The following is a 23,458-nucleotide window of genomic DNA, read 5'->3' on the forward strand; positions in this document are numbered from 1 at the left end:
TCGATCGTCGTCCCGTCGGGGTCCGCTCACTCCCGCGTGCGCGGGGACAGGGTGGGCAGGACGCCGCCGCCGTTCCCGCCCCCCGGTCGGGGAAGGTTCGGATCGAGCGGGTTGTCCGGGTTGCCACCACCCGGGTTGCCACCACCCGGGTTGCCGCCCTGGTTTCCACCGCCCTGGTTGCCGCCGTTCGGCGGGCAGAGCAGGCCGAGCGGGCCGCAGTCCTGCGGCGTCGGCGGGTCCGGGGTGGGCGGGGGCGGGGGCGGGGTGCCGTTGCCGGAGTTCGGGTCGCCGATGTTCGCCGCCGGCGGGAAGTCCAACTTCTCCTCGCCCTTGAGCGCGCCGTTCATGACCCGTTCCCAGATGTCGCCGGGCATCAGGGCACCGCTGATGTTCCGGCCGTCGTTCATCTTGATCGCTTCCCGCTTGCCCTTGTTGCCCACCCAGACGGCGGTGGCGAGCTGCGGGGTGTATCCGATGGTCCAGGCGTCACCGTTCTGGGTGGTGCCCTCCTTGAGCTCCCAGGTGCCGGTCTTGGCGGTGGCCTTCCGGCCGTCCGCCAGGGTGTGGTTGATCTTGCCCGGGTAGTCCTCCAGCACGTCGGTCACGTCGGCGACCACATCCGGGTTGATCCGCTTCTCCGGCTTGAGCTGCTCGCCGCCGAGCTTCTCCCACTTGCCGGTGTCCTTGTTCTGCTTCTCGGCCGACCAGAGGAAGTGGGCCTTGTTGTAGACGCCCTTGTTGGCGAAGGTGGCGATGCCGTTGGCGTGGTCGAGCACGGTGATCGGGTACTGACCATAGGCGACCACATGGTAGAACGGGTCGGGGGCCAGGTTCTCGGCCTTCTCCTTGGCCAGGTCGTGCCCCTTCGGCGGGTCCTCGTCCGTCTGCCACATCATGCTGACGCCGGCCTTGGCCGCCATGTCGACGATCTTGTCGGGCCCGATGTCGAGGCTGACGTGGTAGAAGGGGACGTTCAGCGACTTCAGTGTCGACTCCCGCAGCGTGCAGGAGTCGCCACACGTCGGGTTGTCGGTGCCGGCGTTGCTGACCCGGAACTTCACGCCCTCCGGGGTGAACGCCCGGCCCTTCCAGCGCGACTCGACCGACTTGCCGGCCTCGATCGCCGCCGCCAACGTGTAGATCTTGAAGCTGGAGCCGGGCGAGTGCCCGCCGGTGACGTTGCCGTTGGTGTCGGTGTTCTTGCCGGCGTAGTCGGTACCGGTGCCGTCGTCCCCGCCGTAGTAGCCCAGCACCCGGCCGTTCTTCGGGTCGATCGACACCACGGCGGCCATCAGGTTCTTCCGCGCGCCGTCCAGCTCCGATTTCTTGGTGCTGCGCTGGGCGGCATCGGTGACGGCCTTCTGCACCTTGACGTCGATGGTGGTCCGGATCCGGTAGCCGCCCTCACGGAGCATCGCCGAGCAGAGCGGCTTGCGATCGGTCGCCTCCGCCTCGTTGTCGGTGCAGAGCTTCTTTTCCCGCATCTCCGTCGAGACGTAGTTGATCACGTTGCCGATCGGGGTGTTGACGCCGAACTTGACGCCGGCCCGGGACTCCTTCGGGGTCTGCAGCGTCTTGGTCGGGTACGCCGTCGGGTGCGCCGGCCGACCGGGGGCGTCGACCCAGTGCATGTCGACCATGTTCTTGACGACGTAGTCCCACCGCTCCTTGGCGGCGGTCGGGTTGACCGACGGGTCGTAGCCCCTGTGGGTGGCGCTCGGCTCCGGCTGCTTGATCAGCGCCGCGAGCACGGCGGCCTCCGCCACGTCGACCTTGGCGACCGGCTTGCCGAAGTACGCCCACGACGCCGCCTCGATGCCGTACGCGTTGCGACCGAAATAGATCGTGTTGAGGTAGTGCTCCATGATCTGTTCCTTGGTGAACTGATCATTGAGCTTGGAGGCGACGATCGCCTCCTTCACCTTCCGCGCGTACGAGTCGTCCTGGAGGTTCTCGTAGGCGTTGCGGGCGTACTGCTGGGTGATGGTCGAGGCACCCTGCTTGTCGCCGCCGGAGAGGTTGTTCCAGGCGGCTCGGGCGATGCCCTTGTAGTCCACGCCGGAGTGGTCGTAGAAGTTCTTGTCCTCCGCCGCCGCCACCGCGTCCCGCATGTGCAGCGGGATCTGGTTGATCGAGACGAAGGTGCGGTTCTGCTCGCCCACCTTGGCGATGACCGTCTTGTTGTCGTTCGCGTAGATCGTGGTGGCGAGCGGCAGCTTGATCTGGTTGGGCAGCACCACGCTGGTCGAGTAGTAGGTGAACCCGATCACGCCGATGCCGGCGATCATGATGAAGACCGCGAACCCGGCGATCAGCATGTTGATCCGCCTGCGCTTCTTGGACCGCGACACCGCGTCCGGGTCGCCCGGCCCGCGACCGCCGCCGTAGCCGCGCCCCGGCCCGTTCGGGCCGCCGGGTCCGCCCGGCCCACCGCCGACCTGCGCGACGCCCGCCCGGGCCACCGACGCCCGCCCGGCGGGGCCGACCGACGCCGCGCCGACGCTGGCCCGCCCTGCGGAGCCCAGCCCGACGGAGGCCCGGCCAGCCGGGCCGGCGGCCGGGGAGACCGGCACCGAGGCACGCCCCGCGCCACCTCGACCGGGTGCCGCCGGGGAGACCGGGACGGAGGCCCGACCCGGCGCGGCCGGCGAGACCGGCACGGAGGCCCGACCTGCGCCGGCCCGGCCGACCGAGGCCGAGCCGGCCGCGCCCGGCCCGCGTGGCGGGGGCACCGCGGCGGAGGCCCGCCCGGTGGGAGCGCCAGCCGGCCCGCCGCCCGAGCCCCGGCCGGCCGGGGCCGCGCCCCGGGCCTCACCGGAGGGACGGCGGTACGCGTCGTCCGCCCCCGGTCCGGGGCCACCGTTCGAACCCGGTACCTGGGCCCGCGCGCGCGGGGAACTGGGATCGCCGTACGAGTTCATTCCTCACACCCTGCCGGTCGCGGTGGGACGCGGGGGCGCCGCCACCGGGTTGCCGTGAGTTGACACACGCGCCGTCGGGCCCGGGAGGGGCCGGAGGCGCGCCGCAATATCCGCATCAATCGGACCAATCAGGCCGATGGGCTGCCGGTCGGGGTGTCTGTGTCGCACGACACCGGGGTCGACCGGAGCAGCCAGGTTCACCGTTGCGCCTCTCGCCTTCGTCCATGAGCCGGGGCGGTCGCGGCGTCCGCCACACCCTGCTCCGGACCGCCCTCGGCCAGCCCGTCCCGCCCGAGCAGGAACTGCTCGACGAGATGGTTCCAGTCACAGCCGAGGCACACCTCCACCACGAAGACCTGGAACTCACGCAGCGTCATCGCCAGCACGGGCAATTCGGCCAGGGTGCGTGCCTGGCCGGCGGACTGCTTGAGTTCGTCCCCGTAAATGTAGTGGACGTGGGTCAGGTTCTCGCTCCGGCAGATCGGACACCGCTGTTCCGTCGGTTCCCCGTGGAACCGCGCAGCGTTCTTCAGGTACGGCGACGCGTCGCAGACATCGTACGTGCCGACCCGCCCGGCGAGGAGTTCACGCAGCACCGCCCGCTTCTGGAGCGAGTAGTCCACCACCTGGCGCTGCGTACGCATGCGGAGAAGGGTACGCGGTCCGGCCGGGTGGGGCGACCACCGTCACGATCCGTGACCTGGGCGGCGCGGAACAGGGGTTTGCCCTGATGGCGACTGAGGTACTAACGTGCGATGTATCGGTCCGATACATCGAGGCGGTTAACGTCCGGTGCCTGGGGGTAGGAAAGGGTGGCCCGTGCTCGAACTAGCCATCCTCGGCCTCCTGCAGGAGGCTCCGATGCACGGCTACGAGCTCCGCAAGGAGCTCACGGCCAAGCTCGGCGCCATCCGGGCGGCGATCAGCTACGGCTCGCTCTACCCGACCCTGCGCCGGCTGCAGGCGGCGGGCTGGATCAGCGAGGCCGCCGAGACGTCCGCCACCGCCGAGGAGGTTCCCGCGCTGACCAGCCGACGAGGTCGGGTGGTCTACAAAATCACCGCGGAGGGCAAGGAACGCTTCGCCCAGCTCATCGCGCAGGCCGGGCCCGAGACGTACGACGACACGGGATTCGGCGTGCACTTCGCGTTCTTCGCCCGGACCGACCAGGCGACCCGACTCCGCATCCTGGAGGGTCGCCGCCGCACGATCGAGGAACGTCGCGAGGGACTTCGTGACGTGCTGGGCCGGGCGGCCGAGCGCCTCGACGCGTACACCCTGGAACTGCAACGCCACGGGCTCGACGCCTGTGAGCGCGAGGTCCGCTGGCTGGAGGAGCTCATCGCCAACGAGCGCTCCGGCCGTGCCCCGACGGTCCCCTCACCCGGGACGGCCGGCGGCCGACGAGACAACAACAGCCCGCCCCCGCCTGGAGAGTCCAGGACAGAGCGGCCGTGATGAAGAAGAAGGAGGCAGACGCTATGGGCTCCGTCCGCGTCGCCATCGTCGGTGTGGGTAACTGCGCCTCGTCCCTCGTGCAGGGCGTGGAGTACTACCGGAACGCCGACCCGAACGACCGCGTCCCGGGTCTCATGCACGTCACCTTCGGCGACTACCACGTCTCGGACGTGGAGTTCGTCGCGGCGTTCGACGTTGACGCCAAGAAGGTGGGCATGGACCTCGCGGAGGCGATCGTCGCCAGCGAGAACAACACCATCAAGCTCTGCGACGTACCGCCGACCGGCGTCAGCGTCCAGCGCGGTCCGACCTTCGACGGCCTGGGCCAGTACTACCGCGAGATCGTCGAGGAGTCGGACGCCGAGCCGGTCGACGTGGCCAGGGCGCTGCGCGACGCCCAGGTCGACGTCGTCGTCTCCTACCTGCCGGTCGGGTCCGAGCAGGCCGACAAGTTCTACGCCCAGGCCGCGATCGACGCCGGCTGCGCGTTCGTCAACGCCCTGCCGGTCTTCATCGCCTCCGACCCGGAGTGGGCCCAGAAGTTCACCGACGCCGGCCTGCCGATCGTCGGTGACGACATCAAGAGCCAGGTCGGCGCCACCATCGTGCACCGCGCGCTGGCGAAGCTCTTCGAGGACCGTGGGGTCGAGCTGCTGCGCACCTACCAGCTCAACTTCGGCGGCAACATGGACTTCATGAACATGCTGGAGCGCAACCGGCTGGTCTCCAAGAAGATCTCGAAGACCCAGTCGGTGACCTCGCAGATCCCGCACGAGATGGTCAAGAGCGACGTGCACATCGGCCCGTCGGACCACGTGCCGTGGCTGGACGACCGCAAGTGGGCGTACATCCGCCTGGAGGGCCGCTCCTTCGGTGACACCCCGCTCAACGCCGAGCTGAAGCTGGAGGTGTGGGACTCGCCGAACTCGGCCGGCGTCATCATCGACGCCGTCCGGGCCGCGAAGATCGCGCTGGACCGCAAGATCGGTGGCCCGATCCTGTCGGCCTCGTCGTACTTCATGAAGTCCCCGCCGGTGCAGTACGCCGACCACGACGCGCACGCCGCCGTCGAGGAGTTCATCAAGGGCGAGATCGAGCGCTGACGCGCCACCGCCACCGCGGGCGAGCGCCCGCACCAGCACGGCCGAGGGCCGGGTCCGCACGGGCCCGGCCCTCGGCCGTGCCGCCCCTGCTCCGCCTCCCTGCAAGATCGCGCTGTTTCCAGGATGTAGTGGCCTCCCGACGACCGCGAGCCCACTACATCCTGGATCCAGCGCGATCTTGGAGTTGGCGGGATCCCCGCCGTCCGACCGCCTGATCATCACGACCAGGCGCGGCGCAACGCGACCCCGGCCTCCAACTCCAGCAGTGTCACCTTGCGCGGCAGCCCGCCGCCGAAGCCGACCAGCTTTCCGCCCGCGCCGACGATCCGGTGGCAGGGGACGATCACCGGAACCGGATTGCGGTTGCAGGCCACCCCGACCGCCCGGGCCGCACCCGGGTCGCCGACCCGGCGGGCCACCTCGCCGTAGGTGAGCGTCTCCCCGTACGGGATCAGGGTCATCTCCCGCCAGACCGCCCGCTCGAAGTCCGACCCCCGGGGCGGCACCACCGGCACCCCGAAGTCGGTCAGCTCCCCGGCGAAGTACGCCCGCAGCTCGGCCACGGCCCGCCCGGCGAGCGCGTCGGCGGGCTCCTCGGCGGCCGAATCCACCCGGCCGAAATGGGCGCCGCAGACCCCGTCGGCATCGGTGGCCACGGAGAACTCGCCGATCGGCGAGTCGAGCACGGTCCAGCGCATACCGGCATTCTCCCGCGCCCCCACGACAGTCCACCCGCCGGTGGCCGACGCATTCGTCGTCGTTCCCTGATCGAGGAGCCCGCATGAGCGCGACCACCCGATCCGTCATCGCCCGGGTCGCCGACGACCGGCTCTCCACCGGCGGCGGGCGGGTACCGGAGGTCGTGCTCGCCGAGCCCGCCGGACCCGAGCTGGCCCGGCTGCCACTGCCGAGGGAGCTGGCCGAACGGACGGTGACCGTCGCCCCGAATTGATCACGCGGCACGTTGCGCCAACTCGCTACGGTGCAGGTCGTGGCCACGGGGACGCTCATCTTTCTGATCATCGGTGGGGCGGGCGTCGGCGTGCTGGCGCTCGCCCTGCTCGGCGGCGAGCTGCTGCACCTCGGCCACGTCGACGTCGACGGTCCGGTGTCGGTCGAGGCGGTCGCCGGGTTCCTCGGCGCGTTCGGCTTCGGCGCGGCGATCGTCAACGAGCTGCTCGGCGGACGTACCCCGGGGATGATCGCGGCGGCGGTGGCCGGTGGCGCGCTCGCCGCCGTGCCCACCGCGTGGCTGGCCCGGCGGCTGAGCCGGGCGGCGCGGAACATGCGCACCGATCCCACCCCCACCCGGGACGACCTGGTCGGCGTGCTCGGCCTGGTGGTCACCCCCATCCCCACCAGCGGCTACGGCGAGGTCCGGGTACGCGTCGCCGGCCAGCCGGTGAAGCTCAACGCCCGGGCGGACCGGCCGATCCCGGTCGGCGCGCAGATCTTCGTGGTGCAGACGCTGAGCGAGACCAGCGTGCACGTCGAGACCTACTGACCCTCTTCTCGCAGAGACGGAACCCCCATGCCACTCCTCATCGCCATCGGCGGCGCGGTCCTGCTCGTCCTCGTCCTCGTGCTCTTCGTGCTCTCCCGGATCAAGGTGGCCGGCCCGAACGAGGCGTTCATCGTCACCGGCCGCAAGGGACGCACCACGCAGACCGCCGACGGCGGCCGGTCCACCGACAACTCCGGCCAGAAGGTCGTCCTCGGCGCGTCGGTCTTCGTGCTGCCGGTGGTGCAGAAGCTCCAGTCGCTCGACCTGTCCAGCCGCCGCATCGACGTCGGCATCCGGGGCGCGGTCAGCAAGCAGGGCATCCGGGCCGACCTGCACGGCGTCGCCATCGTCAAGGTCGGCGGCACCGAGGACGCGATCCGCGCCGCCGCCCAGCGCTTCCTGCACCAGCAGGACGAGATCGACAACTTCACCCGGGAGGTGCTGGCCGGCGCGCTGCGCTCGATCGTCGGTCGGCTCACCGTCGAGGAGGTCATCCGGGACCGGGCCGCGTTCGCCAGCGCGGTCGCCGAGGAGGCCGAGCACTCGATGACCAACCAGGGCCTGGTGCTGGACACCTTCCAGCTCCAGGACATCCTCGCCGAGGGGTCGTACCTGCAGGACCTGGGTCGACCGGAGGCGGCCCGGGTGCTCAAGGACGCGGCCATCGCCGAGGCCCGGGCCCGGCAGCAGGCCGAGCAGGAGCGGCTGCTCGCCGAGGAGGCGATCGCCGAGGCCAACCGGAACCTGTCGCTGAAGCAGGCCGCCATCCAGGCGGAGATCGACGCGGCCAAGGCGAAGTCGGCGGCGGCCGGCCCGCTCGCCCAGGCCGAGCGGGACCAGGCGATCCTCTCCGAGCAGCAGAAGGTGGCCGAGCGCAACGCCGAGCTGAAGCAGCGCCAGCTCGACACCGAGGTGCGCAAGCCCGCCGACGCGGCCCGCTACAAGGTGGAGCAGGAGGCCGAGGCGGCCCGCAACGCGGCGGTGCTGAACGCCGACGCGCAGCGGCAGGCCGTCATCGCCGCCGCGCAGGCCTCCGCCGAGCAGGCCCGGCTCACCGGTGAGGGCGAGCGGGCCCGCCGGGCCGCGCTGGCCGAGGCGAACGCCGTCGAGGGCGCCAAGGAGGGTGAGGCCGAGCAGCGCCGGCGCTCCGCGATCGCCGAGGCGGTCGAGCGGGAGGGCCAGGCCGAGGCGGCGGCCATCCTGGCCAGGGGTCAGGCCGAGGCCGACGCGATGGCCCGCAAGGCCGAGGCGTTCGCCGCGTACGGCGAAGCGGCCGTACTGGACCTGCTGGTGAAGGTGCTGCCGCAGGTGGTCGAGGCGGCCAGCGCCCCGATCGGTGCGATCGACAAGATGACGGTGATCTCCACCGACGGGGCGTCCTCGCTGACCAAGTCGGTGGCCGGCAACGTCGCCCAGGGGCTCCAGCTCGGTTCCGACCTCACCGGCATCGACCTGGCCGGCCTGCTCGCCAAGCTGGGCTCGGCGTCGACCGGGTCGCCGGCCAACGGCAAGCCGCCGGTCGAGGGCAGCGCGGTCGAGACCCGCTGACCGACGACGAAGGGGCCGTCCGACCACCGGACGGCCCCTTCCGCGTACGTCAGACCAGGCCCTGTTCGCGGGCCCAGCGCAACAGCTCCGCCTCGGCCTCGTCGCGGTCCAGCGGGCCGCGCTCCAGGCGCAGCTCCTTGAGGTGCTGCCAGGCCCGGCCGACCACCGGCCCCGGCGGTACGCCGAGCAGCTCCATGATCGCGTTGCCGTCCAGGTCGGGGCGGACCCGGGCCAGGTCCTCCTCGGCGGCGATCCGGGCGATCCGCTCCTCCAGCGCGTCGTAGTCGGCGGCGAGCTGGGCGGCCTTGCGTCGGTTGCGGGTGGTGCAGTCCGAGCGGGTCAGCTTGTGCAGCCGGGCCAGCAGGTCGTCGGCGTCGGTGACGTACCGGCGGACCGCCGAGTCGGTCCACTCGCCCCGGCCGTACCCGTAGAACCGCAGGTGCAGGCCGACCAGCTTGGTGACCTGGGCGGTGACGTCCTTCGGGTAGCGCAGGGCCTTCATCCGGGCCTTGGTCAGCCGGGCGCCGACCACCTCGTGGTGGTGGAAGCTGACCCGGCCGTCCGGGCCGACCGCCTTGGTGGCCGGCTTGCCCGCGTCGTGCATGAGCGCGGCCATCCGGAGCACGAAGTCGCAGCCGTCCGTCTCGTACGAGATCGCGTTGCTCACCACGGTCAGCGTGTGCTCGTAGACGTCCTTGTGCTGGGCGTGCTCGTCGATGGTCAGCTTGAGGCCGGTCAGCTCGGGCAGGAAGCGCTCGGCCAGCCCGGTGTCGACCAGCAGCCGCAGCCCGGTGATCGCGTCGGTGCCGCAGAGCAGCTTGGTGAACTCGTCCCGGATCCGCTCGGCGGTGATCCGGTCCAGGTCGGCGGCCATCGCGGTCATCGCCGTCCGGACGTCCGGGTGGACCGTGAAGCAGAGCTGGGCGGCGAAGCGGGCGGCCCGCAGCATCCGCAGCGGGTCGTCGCCGAACGACTCCCGCGGGGTGCCGGGGGTACGGATGACCTTGGCGGCCAGGTCGTCCAGGCCACCGTACGGGTCGGTGAAGCGGTGGTCGGGGAGGCTGACCGCCATCGCGTTGATGGTGAAGTCCCGCCGCCTCAGGTCGTCGGTGAGGTTGGTCCCGTACTCGACGATCGGATTGCGGCTGACCTGGTCGTACGCCTCGGCGCGGAAGGTGGTGATCTCCAACCGGAGGCCGTCGCGCTGGCAGCCGATGGTGCCGAACTCCCGGCCGGTCTCCCAGATCGACTCGGCCCAGCCCTTGATGATCCGGAGCGTCTGGTCGGGGTGGGCGTCGGTGCAGAAGTCCAGGTCGTCGCCGAGCCGGCCGAGCAGGGCATCGCGCACCGAACCGCCCACCAGGTGCAGTTCGTGCCCGGCGTGCGCGAACCGGCGGCCCAGTTCGTCGGCGACCGGGGAGACGCGGAGCAGTTCGGCGACGGCGTTGCGCTGCGCGGCGGTCAGCTCACGGCGTTCGGCGGCATGGGGAGCGGAGGCTTCGGACATGGGATCGCCAGCCTATCGGGCCGGGGCGGGAAGTGATCCGCCGGGCGCGGGTATGCGGCCCGGGTTGACTATGGTCATGGACGTGCGGGCCGGTGCCGGCCCCGCCGTACCCCTTGGAGGCTGGAGATGAGCGGCGGGCTCTACCGCAGCGCGAACGCCGCGCAGGGCGGCGGTCGGCCCCCGGCCGACGACGCCACCTTCATCTCGGCGGAGCCGCTGAACCAGCCGGCGGTGGAGGCGACCGCGCCGCCGCAGGAGGTCGTCGCGGAGACCAGCGCCGCGGCGAACAGCGCGGTGATGGCGGTCGGCAGCCTGGTCAGCCGGGGTACGGGCTTCATCCGCAACCTGATGATCGGTGCGGCGCTCGGCAGCGCGGTCGGCGACGCGTTCACCACCGCCCAGTTCCTGCCCAACCAGGTGTACGAGTTCCTCCTCGGCGGCGTGCTGACCAGCGTGCTGATCCCGGTGCTGGTACGCCGGCGCAAGACCGACCCGGACCGGGGCGAGGCGTACGCCCAGCGGCTGCTCACCCTGGCGGTGCTGGCGCTCGCCGCCGCTGTGCTGATCGCCCTGCTGCTGGCCTCGACGCTGACCACGCTCTACGCCGGCGGCAAGAACCGGGACTACACGGACCTGGTCACGAACCTCTCCTACCTGATGCTGCCGATGCTCTTCTTCACCGGCGTCAGCGCGTTGATCGCCGCGGTGCTGAACACCCGGGGGCACTTCGCCGCCCCGATGTGGGCACCGATCCTGAACAACCTGGTCGTCATCGGCACCTTCGGCCTCTACATCGTGGTGTACGGCGCGAAGGCGCTGGGCCCGGAGGAGATCGGGTGGGACCGGATCCTGCTGGTCGGCGGGGGCACCCTGCTCGGCGTGGCGGTGCAGGCCGCCGGGCTGCTGCCGGCGCTGCGCAGGGTGGGCTTCCGCTGGAAGCTGCGGTTCGACTTCCGGGAGCTGGGGCTGCGCGAGCTGGCCCGGCTCGGCGGCTGGATGTTCTGCTACGTCGCGGTCAACCAGCTCGGCCTCTTCGTGGTGGTCAACCTGCTCACCCGGGCCGCCGGTGGCGACAAGAAGAACGCCGGCCTGCTGATCTACAACAACGTCTTCCTGCTGCTGATGATGGCGCACGGCATCATCGCCGTCTCGATCATCACGGCGCTGATGCCCCGGATGAGCGCCGCCGCCGCCGAGGGCCGGTTCGCCGATGTCACCGCCGACCTGTCCCGGGGCACCCGGATGGTGACGGCGGTGCTCGCCCCGATCGCGGTCTGCTACGCGGTGCTGGCCGGCCCGGTCTCGGTGGTGGTCTTCCAGTACGGCGCGTTCGACGGCGACAACGCCCTCGCCACCTCGCTGGTGCTGCTGGTCGCCGCGCTGGGCCTGGTGCCCTTCGCGATCAGCCAGCTCTTCACCTTCGCCTTCTACGCGCTGCCGGACACCCGGACCCCGGCGCTGGTCAACATCCCGGTGGTGATCCTCCGGGTGGCGATCCAGATCGGGGTCTTCGCCGCCTTCTCGGCCACCTTCGCGGCGGCCGGCATGATGCTCGGCAATGCGATCTCGTACCTGGCGGCGGCGGTGATCTCGGCGATGCTGCTCCGGCCCCGGGTGGGTCGGATCGGGCTGGGCCGGATCATGCGGACCATGGGCAAGGTGGTCGTCGCCGCGATCGGCGCGGCGCTGGTCGGCCTGCTGGTGGTCAACCTGCTCCCGGGCGACCCGGCCGAGCTGGGCCGGTTCGCCGCGATCGTCCGGCTGGTGGTGGGCGGCGCGGCGATCGGCGGGACGTACCTGGGGCTGGCGATGGTGCTGCGGATCGGCGAGATCACCGAGGTGGTCGGGATGGTCCGTCGGCGGCTGGGCCGCTGAGCCCCTTGGTGTTCCGGTCACTCCGACCCGGTGGGCACTGAGGGTGAACGAGGATCACCAGCCTGGGGACACGGCTGTGGATAACTCCGCGATTCCCCGGTCAGCCGCCGGAACGGCCTGTGGACAACCAGCCGTACGGCTGAGCATGACCGACCGTTCGGCGGGAACCTCACCGGATGTCGCAGGGGTGCCGCCCCGGGATCGGCCGGTTGCGACCAGCGTCTAGATTGGCCAGTACATGTGCCAGCAACGTGGACGAGAACGGTGTTAAACGGGCATAAGCCCTCATGCCCGGCAGGCTGCCAGGCGCAGCGGGAAGATGACATGTCGGGATGACGGGCGGTCCGGGTAAGGTCGCTCTCGACGGACACGGCAGGTGGCCGACGCACGCGTCGACGCCGCCGGCCGTTCCATCGACGGCGGAGCGGGAAGCCACATGCCCAGCAGCGCGGGTCCATCGATCGGCACGATCACCGAGGGAGGACGGGTGACCCAGGTCGGCGAGGGTCAGGAGGCAGCGGAGACAGCTCCTCCGGTCATGACCTTCGGTGCTCCCACGGCCGGTGAGATCCTCGCCGAGCGGTACGAGTTGGTCGAGCACATCAACAACGACAGCGCCGGGCGGCTGGTCTGGCGGGGGGTCGACGTCATCCTGCGCCGGCCCGTGGCGGTCGTCCTGCGCTACCCGGGCGGCGACTCGGCCACCGAGATGCTCCAGGCGGCCGTGGCCGCCAGTCGCGTCATCCACCCCAACCTGGTCGGCGTCTACGACGCCATCGACGAGGGCGAGCGGGCGTACGTCGTCCGCGAGTGGGTCGACGGCCGTTCCCTGCGTGAGCTGGTCGCCGCCGGGCCACTGGACCCGGCCCGGGCCACCGCCGTCGGCAACGCGGTCGCCAGCGCCATCGCCGCCGTGCACGCCACCGGCATGGTGCACGGCAACGTGCACCCCGGCACCGTGATGATCAGCGACGACGGCCGGGTGGTGCTGGCCGATGCGCGCACCGACGGTGACGACAGCCAGGAAGCCGACATCCGGGCCGTCGGCGGCATCCTCTACTTCGCCCTCACCGGGCACTGGCCGCACGCCGAGGCCCCGCTGCGCGGCGCGACCGCCGGCCACGGCCGGGCCGCCATCCCGGACGCGGTCCGCGACGCCAGCGGCGCCATCGCCGCGCCCCGGCAGGTCCGGGCCGGTGTGCCGGCGTACCTCGACGACCTGACCATGGACCTGCTCGACGCCGAGATCGCCCCGCCGTCGTCGGACGTGCTCTCGGCCGAGCTGAGCCGCCTCGACATCCCCACCGAGGACCACTTCCTCGACCAGACCGGCACCATCCGGTTCACCGCCGACGGGGTCGAGGACCATTCGCCGCTCGCCGCCGCGGGCGGCCGGAAGGTGGCCATCGGGATCGCCAGCCTGCTGGCCGTCGCCCTGGTCGGGCTGCTGATCGGCATCAGCGCGCTGGGCGGCGACGACTCACCGGAGACCCAGCCGGTGGCCCGCCCCTCGACCAGCGCCCCCGCCGGAGACGCCACCCCGGCCCCCGCCGTCCGCAAGCTGCAGATCGAGGACATCCGGATCATCGACCCGGACAGCCGGAAGCGCAACGAGCTGGCCAACGCCGAGAAGATGATCGACGGCGACGTGAACGAGGGCTGGGACACCGACACCTACTACTCCGCCAACTTCAGCAACTACAAGAAGGGCATGGGCGTCTGGATCGACCTCGGTGAACTGCGCACCGTCAAGTCGCTCACGGCCACCCTCTCGGACTCCGGTGTCTCCGCCGAGCTGCTCAGCGGCGGCGCGGACTTCCCGTCCAGCTCGCAGGGCGACAAGGATCTGGTCAAGAACTACAAGGCCCGGATCGGGCAGCCCTTCGAGCAGCACGACGGCATCACGATGGCCTTCGACGGGTTCAACCCGGAGCAGCAGTACCGCTACCTGCTCTTCTGGATCACCGAACTGCCGTCCACCGACCGGGGCTTCAAGCTGGGCGTCCAGGAAATCTCGGTCCAGGGATCGTGATCCGCCGGCCGCGACACCCGCACCGCCTCCTCCGGACGTGGTGATGGCCGGTCGCGGCGGGCGGGCCCCCGATCCGGCGGCCGACGGAGCGATGCCGGCAGCGCTGTCGCACGCCGACGCGACCGACCTGGATCTGCTCCGCGCGCACGTGGCCGGCGACCGGGACGCCTTCACCGAGCTGTTCCACCGGCACCGCGACCGGCTCTGGGCGGTGGCCCTGCGGACCATGGGCGACCGGGAGGAGGCCGCGGACGCCCTCCAGGACGCGCTGCTCTCCGCCCACCGCGCCGCCGGCCGGTTCCGGGGCGACTCCGCCGTCACCACCTGGCTGCACCGGATCGTGGTCAACGCCTGCCTGGACCGGATCCGGCGCCGGCAGGCGCACCCCACCGTCCCGCTGCCGGACGGCAGCCGCACCGACGAGCACGGCCGGTCCGGCGGGGTCGAGCCGGCCGCCCCGGCCGCCGACCCCGACACCGCGCTGGTCGTCCGGCAGGCGCTCGCCGCGCTGCCGGTCGAGCAGCGGGCCGCGCTGATCCTGGTGGACGTGCAGGGCTACCCGGTGGCCGAGGTCGCCCGGATCCTCGGGGTGGCCGAGGGGACGGTGAAGAGCCGCTGCGCCCGGGGCCGGGCCCGGCTGGCCGGCGTACTCGGACACCTGCGTACCGGCGGCGACGGGCCGCCGCCCGGCACGTTCCGCTCGGGGGCCAGCGAACCAGGCGAACCGGTCCGGAGTGGTCGGGACGTTCCCGGCGTCACACCGGGGAACCGGTCGGTGCCGGGCGGCGTCCGATCGGGGTCGGGGCAAACCCGGCGGGACGCCAGCCAGGAGGAGACGTGACGGGCCGGGAGTTCAGGGAGGTCGATCACGACCTGCTCGCCGACTACGTGGGCGGGGTCCTGGACGGCACCCCTGAGCAGGCCGTCGTCGCGCGCCTGGTCGACGCGGAGCCGGCCTGGGCCGACGCGTACGCCGTCCTGGCCCCCGCCGTCGCCCGGGTGCACGCCGACCTGGCCGGCTGGGGCGATCCCGCGCCGGAGATGCCCCCGGCGGTGGTGGAACGACTCACCGCCGTACTCGCCGGAGCCGGGCCGGGCAGCCCCCCACCGGACGACGCCGACCAGCCCAGCCGCCTTCCCGGCCCGGTGCCGGCCCAGCCCGGCGGCCGGCGTACCCCCGGTGCACGGCCCGACGACGGGCGGGCCGACGCGTCCGGGCCGGGTCGGCGACGGCGACGCTGGGCGCGGCTGGCCGCGCCGGTCACCCTCGCCGCGGCGTCGCTGGCCGCGGTGGGGTTCGGCGTGGCGCACCTGGTCAACGAGACGAACGCCACGGACTCGGCCACCAGCACGCTCGCCGGGCCGGCGCACAGCGGCCCGGGGGCCCCGTTCCTGTTCGCCGGCGAGCCCCAGCACAGCGGCGTCGACTGGACGCCGGGAACGCTGAACGCCGCCACCGGCGCCCCGCTGCCGCAACTCGGCAGCAGCAGCCTCCAGCCGGGCAACGAGACCGGTCCGCAGGCCACCGAGAGCAAGCGCCTGATGGCGCCCGGCGGGCTGGACCGGTTGGCCGACCGGGCGGCGCTCGACGCCTGCCTCGCCGAGATCGCCACCGCGCACGGGCGCGGGCCGGTCACCGTCGACGTGGTCGACTACGCCGCGTTCCAGGGGGAGCCGGCCCTGGTGGTCCGCTTCGCCGACCTGTCCGGGGAGCGGTGGGCCTGGGTCAGCGGGGCGGAGTGCGGCGTACCGGGATCCGGCCCGGACACCCGCTACCAGGCGCGGGTAGGGTGAGGACGCGGTCACCGGTCATCATTCGCCGCGTGACGTGACCCACCGGACGACCGGTTCGGGAATCCCCGGTTCGTACGATGACGTTCTGCAAGTCAGTCGTCGGCGTCGCTGAAACCGCCGACGCTCGGATCGACGTCGGTACGCGACCGATGTCGAACACACACATCGGGAGACGGCAGTGGACGAGGTCCGCAACCTGATCATCATCGGCTCCGGGCCGGCCGGGTACACGGCGGCGGTCTACGCCGCTCGCGCCAACCTCAACCCGCTCGTGATCGAGGGTGTGCAGTCCGGCGGCGCGCTGATGACGACGACCGAGGTGGAGAACTTCCCCGGCTTCGCCGACGGCATCCTCGGCCCCGAGCTGATGGACAACATGCGCAAGCAGGCCGAGCGGTTCGGCGCGGAGTTCCTGACCGACGACGTCACCCGGGTGGAGCTGAAGGACACCGGCGAGACCGGTTCGGACGCGGTGAGCACCGTGTGGGTGGGGCAGACCGCCTACCGGGCGAAGGCGGTCATCCTCTCCACCGGCTCGGCCTGGCGTCCGCTGGGCGTGCCGGGTGAGCAGGAGTACCTGGGCCACGGCGTGTCGTCCTGCGCCACCTGTGACGGGTTCTTCTTCCGCAACCAGCACATCGTGGTGGTCGGCGGTGGCGACTCCGCGATGGAGGAGGCCAGCTTCCTGACCCGGTTCGCCGAGTCGGTCACCATCATCCACCGGCGCGACTCGTTCCGGGCCAGCAAGATCATGGCCGACCGCGCACTGAGCAACGACAAGATCAAGGTCGAGTGGAACAGCACCGTCGAGGAGATCCTCGGCGACGACGGCAAGGTCAGCGGCGTCCGGGTCCGCAACGTGCACAGCGGTGACACCAAGGTGCTGGACGTGACCGGCGTCTTCGTGGCCATCGGCCACGACCCGCGCAGCGAACTCTTCCGTGACCAGGTCGACCTGGACGACGAGGGCTACGTGAAGGTGCAGGCCCCGAGCACCCGCACCAGCGTGCCGGGGGTCTTCGCCGCCGGTGACGTGGTCGACCACACCTACCGGCAGGCGATCACCGCCGCCGGCACGGGCTGCGCCGCCGCGCTCGACGCCGAGCGTTTCATCGCCACGCTGAGCTGAACGACAGCGAACGAACAACCGAAGAGGAGGGTCATAGTGGGAGCAACGAAGGTCGTCACCGACGCCAACTTCGCCACCGACGTGCTGAAGTCCGACAAGCCGGTCCTGGTGGACTTCTGGGCCGAGTGGTGCGGGCCGTGCCGCAAGGTCTCGCCGCTGCTGGAGGAGATCGCGGGCGAGATGGCCGACCAGGTCACCATCGTCAAGCTCAACATCGACGAGAACCCGGAGACCGCCCGCGCCTACCGGGTGATGTCGGTGCCTACCCTCACCATCTTCAAGAACGGCGAGCCGGTGCAGTCGATCGCCGGCGCCAAGCCCAAGGGCGAACTGGTCCGGCTGATCGAGTCGGCGCTGTAGCACCGTCGTACCACCGGAACCCCGCACCCCTGGGTGCGGGGTTCCTGCTGTCGGCGGCCCTGACCTGCGCGAACCCCCGGCCCGGCGGCACCGGTCACGGTACGCTCCGTAAGCGTCCGCCGCGCGGAGCGCAGCGTGGCCGTCACCGACTCCGGTGGGCGCGTGCCCGAGGTGCCGACAGCCAGCCGCAGAGGGGGTCGTGCGTGCGTCCGATTCGACCCGGAGACCGTGGACCGGCCGTTACCGAGATCCGCACGGTCCTGACCGGCCTCGACCTCCTCCCGCCCTCGACCGCCGACGAGTTCGACCTCGCCACCGAACGCGCCGTCCGGGCCTTCCAGCAGTCCCGGGGCCTCAGCGTCGACGGGCGGGTCGGCGCGGAGACCTGGCGGGCCCTGGACGCGGCCCGCTGGCGGCTCGGCGCCCGCACCCTCTACCACGCGGTGCCCGAACCGCTCGCCGGCGAGGACGTCCGGTCGCTCCAGGAACGGCTGCTGGAGATGGGGTACGACACCGGTCGCGCCGACGCCATCTACGGCGTGCGCACCTCCCGGGCGGTGGCCCAGTTCCAGCGGGAGGTCGGGCTGAAGCCGGACGGCTCCTGCGGACCGTACACGATGGGCGCGCTGCGCCGGCTCGGCCGCAAGGTGGTCGGCGGGCGCCCGCAGTGGCTACGCGAGTCCGACGCGATCCGGCAGTCCGGCCCGGCGCTGGTCGGACGGACGGTGGTGATCGACCCCGGGCACGGCGGCACCGACCCGGGGGTGGTGGTGCCCGACGGGCCGCTGCGCTGGACCGAGGCGGACCTGGTGCACGACCTGGCCAGCCGGCTGGAGGGCCGACTCGCCGCCGCCGGCGTCCGGGTGCAGCTCACCCGTGGCCCCACCCCGGAGACCTGCCTGCCGGACGTCGACCGGGTGGAACTGGCCAACTCGCTCGGCGCCGACGTCTTCATCTCGCTGCACACCGACGGCCACGCCAACCCGGCGGCCGACGGGGTGGCCACCTACCACTACGGCACCGACAACGGCGTGACCTCGGCCACCGGCGAACGGCTGGCCGGGCTGGTGCAGCGGGAGATCGTCGCCCGGACCGGGCTGCGGGACTGCCGTACCCACGCCAAGGCGTGGGACCTGCTGCGGCTGACCAGGATGCCCGCCGTCCGGGTCGAGGTGGGCTACCTGACCTCACCGGCCGACCGGGCCCGGCTGGTCGACCCCCGGTTCCGGGACCGGGTCGTCGAGGCCATCGTGGCCGCCGTGCAGCGGATGTTCTTCCCCGTCGAGCGGGACGTGCCGACCGGCTCGATCGACGTCAGCGAGCTGCGGGCCGTGGTGGCCGCCGGCGCGGTGGTCGACTGAACCGCCGTCCGTGCCGGTGCCGGCCCGCTCAGCCGGCGCTGGAGCGGGTCGCCGGGGCGGGCCGCACCGGGCGGAGCAGGCTCTCCGGGCTCATCGAGCCGAGCAGCTTCTCCAGCGCGTACTCGACGTCGGACTTCCAGCTCAGCGCCGTACGCAGCTCCAGCCGCAGCCGGGGGTAGCGGGGGTGTGGGCGGACCGTCTTGAAGCCCACCGAGAGGAAGAAGTCGGCCGGGGCGACGCAGGCCCGGGTCGGATCGTCCGCGTCGTCGCCGAACTTCGCGTCGCCGAACGCCTCGATCGCCTTGATGCCCCGCTTGGTGAGGTCGCGGGCGACCCCCTGGACGAGCATCCGGCCCAGCCCGCCGCCGGCGAAGGCAGGCACCACGTTGGCGGTCATCAGCAGCGCCGCGTCGGCCGAGACCGGCGAGGTCGGGAAGGCCATCGAGCGGGGCACGTAGGCCGGCGGCGCGTACATGACGAAACCGGCGGGCATCCCGTCGACGTACGCCAGCTTGCCGCAGGAGCCCCACTCCAGCAGCGTCTGGGAGACCCAGGCCTCCTTCTCCAGCCCCGGGTCACCGGCGGCGCAGGCCCGGTCGGCCGAGACCGGATCAAGCTCCCAGTAGACGCACTGCCGGCACGGGCCGGGCAGGTCTTCCAAGGTGTCGAGGGTCAGACTGACCAGACGTCGCGACATCAGCGCATCCCCACAATTAGGCTCGGAGACGAGACCAGCCGGGAACGGCATCGCCGCCCTCCTGCCCCGACGAGCGATCGTACGCCGCCAGCCGGCGCTACGGGAGGGGACGCGCGAATGCCCACCCGAGCCGGTGACGGACGGTCCGGGATGTGGACGTCGGACACGTCGCGGCGGCCGACCGGCCCGGCGGGGCTAGGATCGACCGACCGGTGTCCCGCGCCGCCATGGTCGCCGGCACCGCGGGTACCCCAGCGGCCGGGGAGCCCGACCGACACCCGATCGAGGTGATGTCATGACCGGCACGACGCTCGACGACTACACCGACCGGTACGCCCGGCGGGTCCGCGGGATGACGGCCTCGGAGATCCGGGCACTCTTCGCGGTGGCCAGCCGGCCGGAGGTCGTCTCGCTCGCCGGTGGCGCCCCCTACATCGCCGCGCTGCCGCTCGACGCGGTCGGCGAGATGCTCGGCAAGCTCGGCTCCGAACACGGCGTCACCACCCTCCAGTACGGCATCGGCCAGGGCACCCTGGAGCTGCGCGAGCGGATCTGCGAGGTGATGGCGCTCTCCGGCATCGACGCGTCCTGCGGCGCCTCCCCGGAGGACGTGGTGGTCACCGTGGGCGGGCAGCAGGCCCTCGACCTGGTGGCCCGGCTCTTCCTCGATCCGGGTGACGTGGTGCTCGCCGAGGGCCCGACGTACGTCGGCGCGCTCGGGGTGTTCCAGGCCGCCCAGGCGCAGGTGGTGCACGTGCCGATGGACGACGACGGGCTGATCCCGGAGGCGCTGGAGGTGGCGATCGCCGACCTGGCCCGCGCCGGCCGGCGGGTGAAGTTCCTCTACACCATCCCCACCTACCAGAACCCGACCGGCGTGACGCTGAGCGAGGAACGGCGCGAACGGGTGCTGGACATCTGCGAACGCGCCGGGCTGCTGGTGGTCGAGGACGACCCGTACGGCCAGCTCGGTTTCGAGGGGGAGGCGCCCGCCCCGCTGCGGGCCCGCCGCCGCGACGGGGTGTTCTACCTGAGCACCTTCTCCAAGACCTTCGCCCCGGGGCTGCGGGTCGGCTGGATCCTGGCCCCGCACGCGGTGCGCGACAAGCTGGTCATCGCCAGTGAGGCGCAGATCCTCTGCCCCAGCGGCTACGCGCAGGCCGCCGTCGCGACGTACCTGTCGACCATGCCGTGGCGGGAGCAGCTCAAGGTCTACCGGGAGGTCTACCGGGAGCGGCGCGACGCGCTACTCGCCGCGCTGGACGACCTGATGCCCGCGGGCACCACCTGGACCAACCCGGCCGGTGGCCTCTTCGTCTGGGCGACTCTGCCCGACGGCCTGGACGCCAAGGCGATGATGCCCCGGGCCATCGCCGCCCGGGTCGCCTATGTGCCGGGCACCGGCTTCTACGCGGACGGCACCGGCACCGGCAACATGCGACTCAACTTCTCCTTCCCGCCGCCGGAGCGGATCCGGGAGGGCGTACGCCGGTTGGCCGGCGTGATGGAGCAGGACATCGCCATGCGCAAGGTCTTCGGCACGGTCACCCCGACCGGACGCCGACGGGGCGGCCCGGACGCCCCCGGACCCGACTTGGCATGATTCCCGCATGGCTGCCACCCCCGTCGAGCGATCCCACGTGACCGATCCCGCCGCCGTCGCCGACCTGCACGTGTTGGTGCTCGCCGGCGGGTTGTCGTACGAGCGGGACGTCTCACTGCGGTCCGGTCGCCGGGTCCTCGACGCGCTGCGCGCCGTCGGCGTGCAGGCGGAGCTGCGGGACGCCGACGTGGCGCTGCTGCCCGCGCTCGCCGCGGACCCGCCGGACGCCGTGGTGATCGCCCTGCACGGCGCCACCGGCGAGGACGGCTCGCTGCGCGGCGTGCTCGACCTCTACGACGTCCCGTACGTCGGCTGTGACGCGCGGGCCTCCCGGCTCGCCTGGGACAAGCCCTCGGCGAAGGCGGTACTGCGGGAGAACGGCATCCCCACCCCGGACTGGGTGGCCCTGCCGCACGACCGCTTCTCCGAGCTGGGCGCGGTGGCCGTGCTCGACCGGATCGTGCAGCGGCTCGGGCTGCCGCTGATGGTCAAGCCGGCCCAGGGTGGCTCGGGCCTGGGTGCCGCCGTGGTCAAGGACCCCGCAGCCCTGCCGGCCGCGATGGTCGGCTGCTTCGCGTACGACTCGACGGCGCTGGTCGAACGCTACGTGCCCGGCATGGACGTGGCGATCTCCGTGGTCGACCTGGGCGACGGCCCGCAGGCGCTGCCGCCGGTGGAGATCGTGCCCCGCAACGGCGTCTACGACTATGCGGCCCGCTACACGGCCGGCCGGACCACCTGGCACGCCCCGGCCCGCCTCGACCCGGCCGTGGCCGACGCGGTGGCCGAGGTCGCCCTGGCCGCGCACACCGCGCTGGGGCTACGCGACCTCTCCCGGGTGGACCTGATCGTCGACGCGGACGGGCGACCGCACGTGCTGGAGGTCAACGTGTCCCCCGGCATGACGGAGACGTCGCTGCTCCCGCTGGCCATCCAGGCGGCCGGGCTGGACTTCGGGCGGGTCCTCGGCACGCTGGTCGGCCGGGCCGCCGCCCGCCGCTCCTGACCCCTACCTCACTTCTTCTCGGGGCCGTTCCCCGATTCCTCGGCGACTTCCCCCGACTCCTCGCCGGCATCGGCCGCCTCCGCGACCTCGGTCTCGCCGGTGGCGGTCTCCTCGGGCGCGGGGACCGGGATCTCCTCCTCCGACTCGATCACCGAGACGGTGTCCTCCGCCGCCGCGGTCTCCTGCGCGGCGGCTGCCTCAGCGGAGGACTGCGCGGCGATGCTGGACGGGGCCTGCCACTGGATACGGGGCGGCTCCGCCAGCGGGCGCCCGCCGAACTCGGCCAGCCAGGCCGCGACCAGTGCCAGGTTCTCCCGCCACTGTGACTCGGAGATGGGCGGCAGGATCGAGTCCCAGAGCGACAGGAACGTTCCCCGTAGCTGGAGCTGACCGTACGGCCGGGCCAGGAACCACATGTGCAGGTGGGCGGAGCCGTCACCCCAGCGGTTGACATGCACCCGGGCCACCCCGTCCAGCGATCGGATGGCCCGCTCCAGGCGGACCGTCATCACCCCGAGTTCGGCCGCGAGCAGGTTGGGCAGATCACCCAGATCGAGGTGCGAACGGGACTCCAGGATCAGCACCATCGGCAGTCCGGTGGGTCGGTCCATGGCCCGTACCCGCCACCGCTCACCGACCCAGATGTAGGCGTCGTCCGGAGCGTTGCAGGCGGTGCATTCCCGATGCCCCTCGCCCTTGCGGGGAGGCTCGACCGGGACCGGGTCGTCGAGGTGCTTGACACGCAGATCGCCCTCGAAGGGGAACGAGGGCCACTGGGTGAAGTCCGGAACTGAGGAGGGAGGGGTGTCGTGCACGACGCTGACCCTAACCGAGTCAGGGACCGCTGTCCCTACCCCGATCGACGCTGATCGTGAAGGGATCTCAGCCGAACAGGGCCGTCGCCGACGGGGTGGTCGAGCGGGCTCGGGAGCAGTTGTCCACAGGCTGATGAGATCACCACCACACCCCGTCATCCACAGGCTGGACGGGGCTCTGACGCGCTGTTTCACGTGAAACGAGGGTCGCCTGTGGAAAACTTCTGTGGATAACTGGCGGCCTCATCCACAACGTCGTTCACAGGAGTCACGGACCCGAAGTCACTAACGATCGAGGGGCCTCCGGGCTGCTGGTGCCGACGACTTTCCCGGGCTCGTGATCGATGCCGGCCGGTAGTGCCTCGCCGACCAACTCTGCTTGTTCACGCTGCACCGCGCTTGTTCACGCCGCGCCGCCCTTCGGCGACCAGAGCCGTCTCCACGGACTGCCGTCGTTCATGCCACAGCCCATCGCTCCGGTGCCCGGAGGAGCGCCACGGGGCTCGGCGGTCGACTCCGGTTACGAACCCCCCCGCGCGCGCTCGCACTCGGTTTCACGTGGAACGAGCGGTTCGCCGCTCTGACGGATCAAGCGTCGGCCGTGCAGGGCCGAGGTGGACGGACGATAGGCCGTCGGTTTCACGTGAAACGCGCGGGGCGCGGGGCGCGGGGCGCGGGGCGCGGGGCGCGGGGCGCGGGGCGCGGGGCGCGGGGCGCGGGGCGCGGGGCGCGGGGCGCGGGGCGC

The 23,458-nt window shown here is 72.0% G+C and carries 20 protein-coding genes; 14 read left to right on the plus strand and 6 right to left on the minus strand.

Features of this window, described 5'->3' with window-relative positions; genetic code table 11:
- Positions 1 to 26: 26 nt before the first annotated feature.
- Together ACIQG9_RS26135 and ACIQG9_RS26140 are read right to left on the minus strand one after the other, a co-directional pair.
- Entirely contained in the window at positions 27 to 2,921 is a 2,895-nt protein-coding gene (locus ACIQG9_RS26135) for a transglycosylase domain-containing protein (RefSeq protein ID WP_400407356.1), read from the minus strand.
- Positions 2,922 to 3,118: 197 nt separating this feature from the next.
- Complete coding sequence (locus tag ACIQG9_RS26140; RefSeq protein ID WP_400407358.1) at positions 3,119 to 3,565, minus strand: DUF5318 domain-containing protein; 447 nt, start codon at positions 3,563 to 3,565, stop codon at positions 3,119 to 3,121.
- Positions 3,566 to 3,740: 175 nt separating this feature from the next.
- Here ACIQG9_RS26140 and ACIQG9_RS26145 point away from each other — a divergent pair, with 175 nt between their 5' ends.
- Both ACIQG9_RS26145 and ACIQG9_RS26150 read left to right on the plus strand, forming a co-directional pair.
- Complete coding sequence (locus ACIQG9_RS26145) at positions 3,741 to 4,379, plus strand: PadR family transcriptional regulator (protein WP_400407360.1); 639 nt, start codon at positions 3,741 to 3,743, stop codon at positions 4,377 to 4,379.
- 23 nt (positions 4,380 to 4,402) lie between these two features.
- Complete coding sequence (locus tag ACIQG9_RS26150; protein ID WP_400407362.1) at positions 4,403 to 5,482, plus strand: inositol-3-phosphate synthase; 1,080 nt, start codon at positions 4,403 to 4,405, stop codon at positions 5,480 to 5,482.
- A gap of 218 nt (positions 5,483 to 5,700) precedes the next feature.
- On the opposite strand, the gene ACIQG9_RS26155 is transcribed toward ACIQG9_RS26150, so the two are convergent.
- Positions 5,701 to 6,180, minus strand: coding sequence for a methylated-DNA--[protein]-cysteine S-methyltransferase (locus ACIQG9_RS26155; protein ID WP_400407364.1), 480 nt, complete (start codon positions 6,178 to 6,180; stop codon positions 5,701 to 5,703).
- Between the two features lie 83 nt (positions 6,181 to 6,263).
- Between ACIQG9_RS26155 and ACIQG9_RS26160 the strand changes: the two genes are divergently transcribed.
- The 3 genes from ACIQG9_RS26160 to ACIQG9_RS26170 are packed head-to-tail and all read left to right on the plus strand — an operon-like array spanning position 6,264 to position 8,534.
- Positions 6,264 to 6,434 carry a hypothetical protein gene (locus tag ACIQG9_RS26160; RefSeq protein WP_400407365.1) on the plus strand — a complete coding sequence of 57 codons (171 nt, stop codon included), beginning with the start codon at positions 6,264 to 6,266 and terminating at the stop codon, positions 6,432 to 6,434.
- A 30-nt stretch (positions 6,435 to 6,464) separates the two neighbouring features.
- A complete protein-coding gene (locus ACIQG9_RS26165) occupies positions 6,465 to 6,986 on the plus strand; it encodes a hypothetical protein (RefSeq protein WP_400407367.1) in 522 nt (173 codons plus the stop codon).
- 27 nt (positions 6,987 to 7,013) lie between these two features.
- Positions 7,014 to 8,534, plus strand: a complete 1,521-nt coding sequence (locus tag ACIQG9_RS26170) for a flotillin family protein (RefSeq protein WP_400407369.1) — start codon at positions 7,014 to 7,016, stop codon at positions 8,532 to 8,534.
- A gap of 49 nt (positions 8,535 to 8,583) precedes the next feature.
- Here ACIQG9_RS26170 and ACIQG9_RS26175 read toward each other — a convergent pair whose 3' ends face one another.
- A complete protein-coding gene (locus ACIQG9_RS26175; protein ID WP_400407371.1) occupies positions 8,584 to 10,041 on the minus strand; it encodes a CCA tRNA nucleotidyltransferase in 1,458 nt (485 codons plus the stop codon).
- A gap of 126 nt (positions 10,042 to 10,167) precedes the next feature.
- On the opposite strand from ACIQG9_RS26175, the gene murJ reads away from it, so the two are divergent.
- From murJ to ACIQG9_RS26210, 7 genes are all read left to right on the plus strand, one after another.
- Positions 10,168 to 11,916 (plus strand): murein biosynthesis integral membrane protein MurJ, encoded by a 1,749-nt coding sequence (gene murJ / locus ACIQG9_RS26180; RefSeq protein WP_400407373.1) that lies wholly within the window; start codon positions 10,168 to 10,170, stop codon positions 11,914 to 11,916.
- Positions 11,917 to 12,352: 436 nt separating this feature from the next.
- Entirely contained in the window at positions 12,353 to 13,948 is a 1,596-nt protein-coding gene (locus ACIQG9_RS26185; RefSeq protein WP_400407402.1) for a protein kinase family protein, read from the plus strand.
- 91 nt (positions 13,949 to 14,039) lie between these two features.
- Positions 14,040 to 14,789, plus strand: a complete 750-nt coding sequence (gene sigM / locus ACIQG9_RS26190) for an RNA polymerase sigma factor SigM (protein WP_400407375.1) — start codon at positions 14,040 to 14,042, stop codon at positions 14,787 to 14,789.
- A complete protein-coding gene (locus tag ACIQG9_RS26195) occupies positions 14,786 to 15,742 on the plus strand; it encodes a hypothetical protein (protein WP_400407377.1) in 957 nt (318 codons plus the stop codon). The genes sigM and ACIQG9_RS26195 overlap by 4 nt, the downstream gene beginning before the upstream one ends.
- A 178-nt stretch (positions 15,743 to 15,920) precedes the next feature.
- Positions 15,921 to 16,871: a thioredoxin-disulfide reductase gene (trxB, locus tag ACIQG9_RS26200; RefSeq protein ID WP_400407379.1), complete on the plus strand. Its 951-nt coding sequence runs from the start codon at positions 15,921 to 15,923 to the stop codon at positions 16,869 to 16,871.
- A 36-nt stretch (positions 16,872 to 16,907) separates the two neighbouring features.
- Entirely contained in the window at positions 16,908 to 17,231 is a 324-nt protein-coding gene (gene trxA / locus ACIQG9_RS26205) for a thioredoxin (RefSeq protein WP_334492429.1), read from the plus strand.
- Positions 17,232 to 17,434: 203 nt separating this feature from the next.
- Positions 17,435 to 18,592: an N-acetylmuramoyl-L-alanine amidase gene (locus ACIQG9_RS26210; RefSeq protein WP_400407382.1), complete on the plus strand. Its 1,158-nt coding sequence runs from the start codon at positions 17,435 to 17,437 to the stop codon at positions 18,590 to 18,592.
- A 28-nt stretch (positions 18,593 to 18,620) separates the two neighbouring features.
- Here ACIQG9_RS26210 and ACIQG9_RS26215 read toward each other — a convergent pair whose 3' ends face one another.
- Positions 18,621 to 19,289, minus strand: coding sequence for a GNAT family N-acetyltransferase (locus ACIQG9_RS26215; RefSeq protein ID WP_400407383.1), 669 nt, complete (start codon positions 19,287 to 19,289; stop codon positions 18,621 to 18,623).
- Positions 19,290 to 19,584: 295 nt separating this feature from the next.
- On the opposite strand from ACIQG9_RS26215, the gene ACIQG9_RS26220 reads away from it, so the two are divergent.
- A complete protein-coding gene (locus tag ACIQG9_RS26220; RefSeq protein WP_400407385.1) occupies positions 19,585 to 20,892 on the plus strand; it encodes a PLP-dependent aminotransferase family protein in 1,308 nt (435 codons plus the stop codon).
- A gap of 7 nt (positions 20,893 to 20,899) precedes the next feature.
- On the plus strand, positions 20,900 to 21,898 hold the full coding sequence (locus ACIQG9_RS26225) for a D-alanine--D-alanine ligase (protein WP_400407387.1): 999 nt from the start codon (positions 20,900 to 20,902) through the stop codon (positions 21,896 to 21,898).
- 8 nt (positions 21,899 to 21,906) lie between these two features.
- On the opposite strand, the gene ACIQG9_RS26230 is transcribed toward ACIQG9_RS26225, so the two are convergent.
- Positions 21,907 to 22,713, minus strand: a complete 807-nt coding sequence (locus ACIQG9_RS26230) for a hypothetical protein (RefSeq protein WP_400407389.1) — start codon at positions 22,711 to 22,713, stop codon at positions 21,907 to 21,909.
- Positions 22,714 to 23,458 lie beyond the last annotated feature (745 nt).

The sequence above is a fragment of the Micromonospora sp. NPDC092111 genome, assembly GCF_044755745.1.
Taxonomy (GTDB): domain Bacteria; phylum Actinomycetota; class Actinomycetes; order Mycobacteriales; family Micromonosporaceae; genus Micromonospora.

Coding starts and splice junctions, on each gene's coding strand:
- ACIQG9_RS26135 (WP_400407356.1), bottom strand. CDS start 2,921: ATGAACTCGTACGGCGATCCCAGTTCCCCGCGCGCGCGGGCCCAGGTA.
- ACIQG9_RS26140 (WP_400407358.1), bottom strand. CDS start 3,565: ATGCGTACGCAGCGCCAGGTGGTGGACTACTCGCTCCAGAAGCGGGCG.
- ACIQG9_RS26150 (WP_400407362.1), top strand. CDS start 4,403: ATGGGCTCCGTCCGCGTCGCCATCGTCGGTGTGGGTAACTGCGCCTCG.
- ACIQG9_RS26155 (WP_400407364.1), bottom strand. CDS start 6,180: ATGCGCTGGACCGTGCTCGACTCGCCGATCGGCGAGTTCTCCGTGGCC.
- ACIQG9_RS26160 (WP_400407365.1), top strand. CDS start 6,264: ATGAGCGCGACCACCCGATCCGTCATCGCCCGGGTCGCCGACGACCGG.
- ACIQG9_RS26170 (WP_400407369.1), top strand. CDS start 7,014: ATGCCACTCCTCATCGCCATCGGCGGCGCGGTCCTGCTCGTCCTCGTC.
- ACIQG9_RS26175 (WP_400407371.1), bottom strand. CDS start 10,041: ATGTCCGAAGCCTCCGCTCCCCATGCCGCCGAACGCCGTGAGCTGACC.
- murJ (WP_400407373.1), top strand. CDS start 10,168: ATGAGCGGCGGGCTCTACCGCAGCGCGAACGCCGCGCAGGGCGGCGGT.
- ACIQG9_RS26185 (WP_400407402.1), top strand. CDS start 12,353: ATGCCCAGCAGCGCGGGTCCATCGATCGGCACGATCACCGAGGGAGGA.
- sigM (WP_400407375.1), top strand. CDS start 14,040: ATGCCGGCAGCGCTGTCGCACGCCGACGCGACCGACCTGGATCTGCTC.
- ACIQG9_RS26215 (WP_400407383.1), bottom strand. CDS start 19,289: ATGTCGCGACGTCTGGTCAGTCTGACCCTCGACACCTTGGAAGACCTG.
- ACIQG9_RS26220 (WP_400407385.1), top strand. CDS start 19,585: ATGACCGGCACGACGCTCGACGACTACACCGACCGGTACGCCCGGCGG.
- ACIQG9_RS26225 (WP_400407387.1), top strand. CDS start 20,900: ATGGCTGCCACCCCCGTCGAGCGATCCCACGTGACCGATCCCGCCGCC.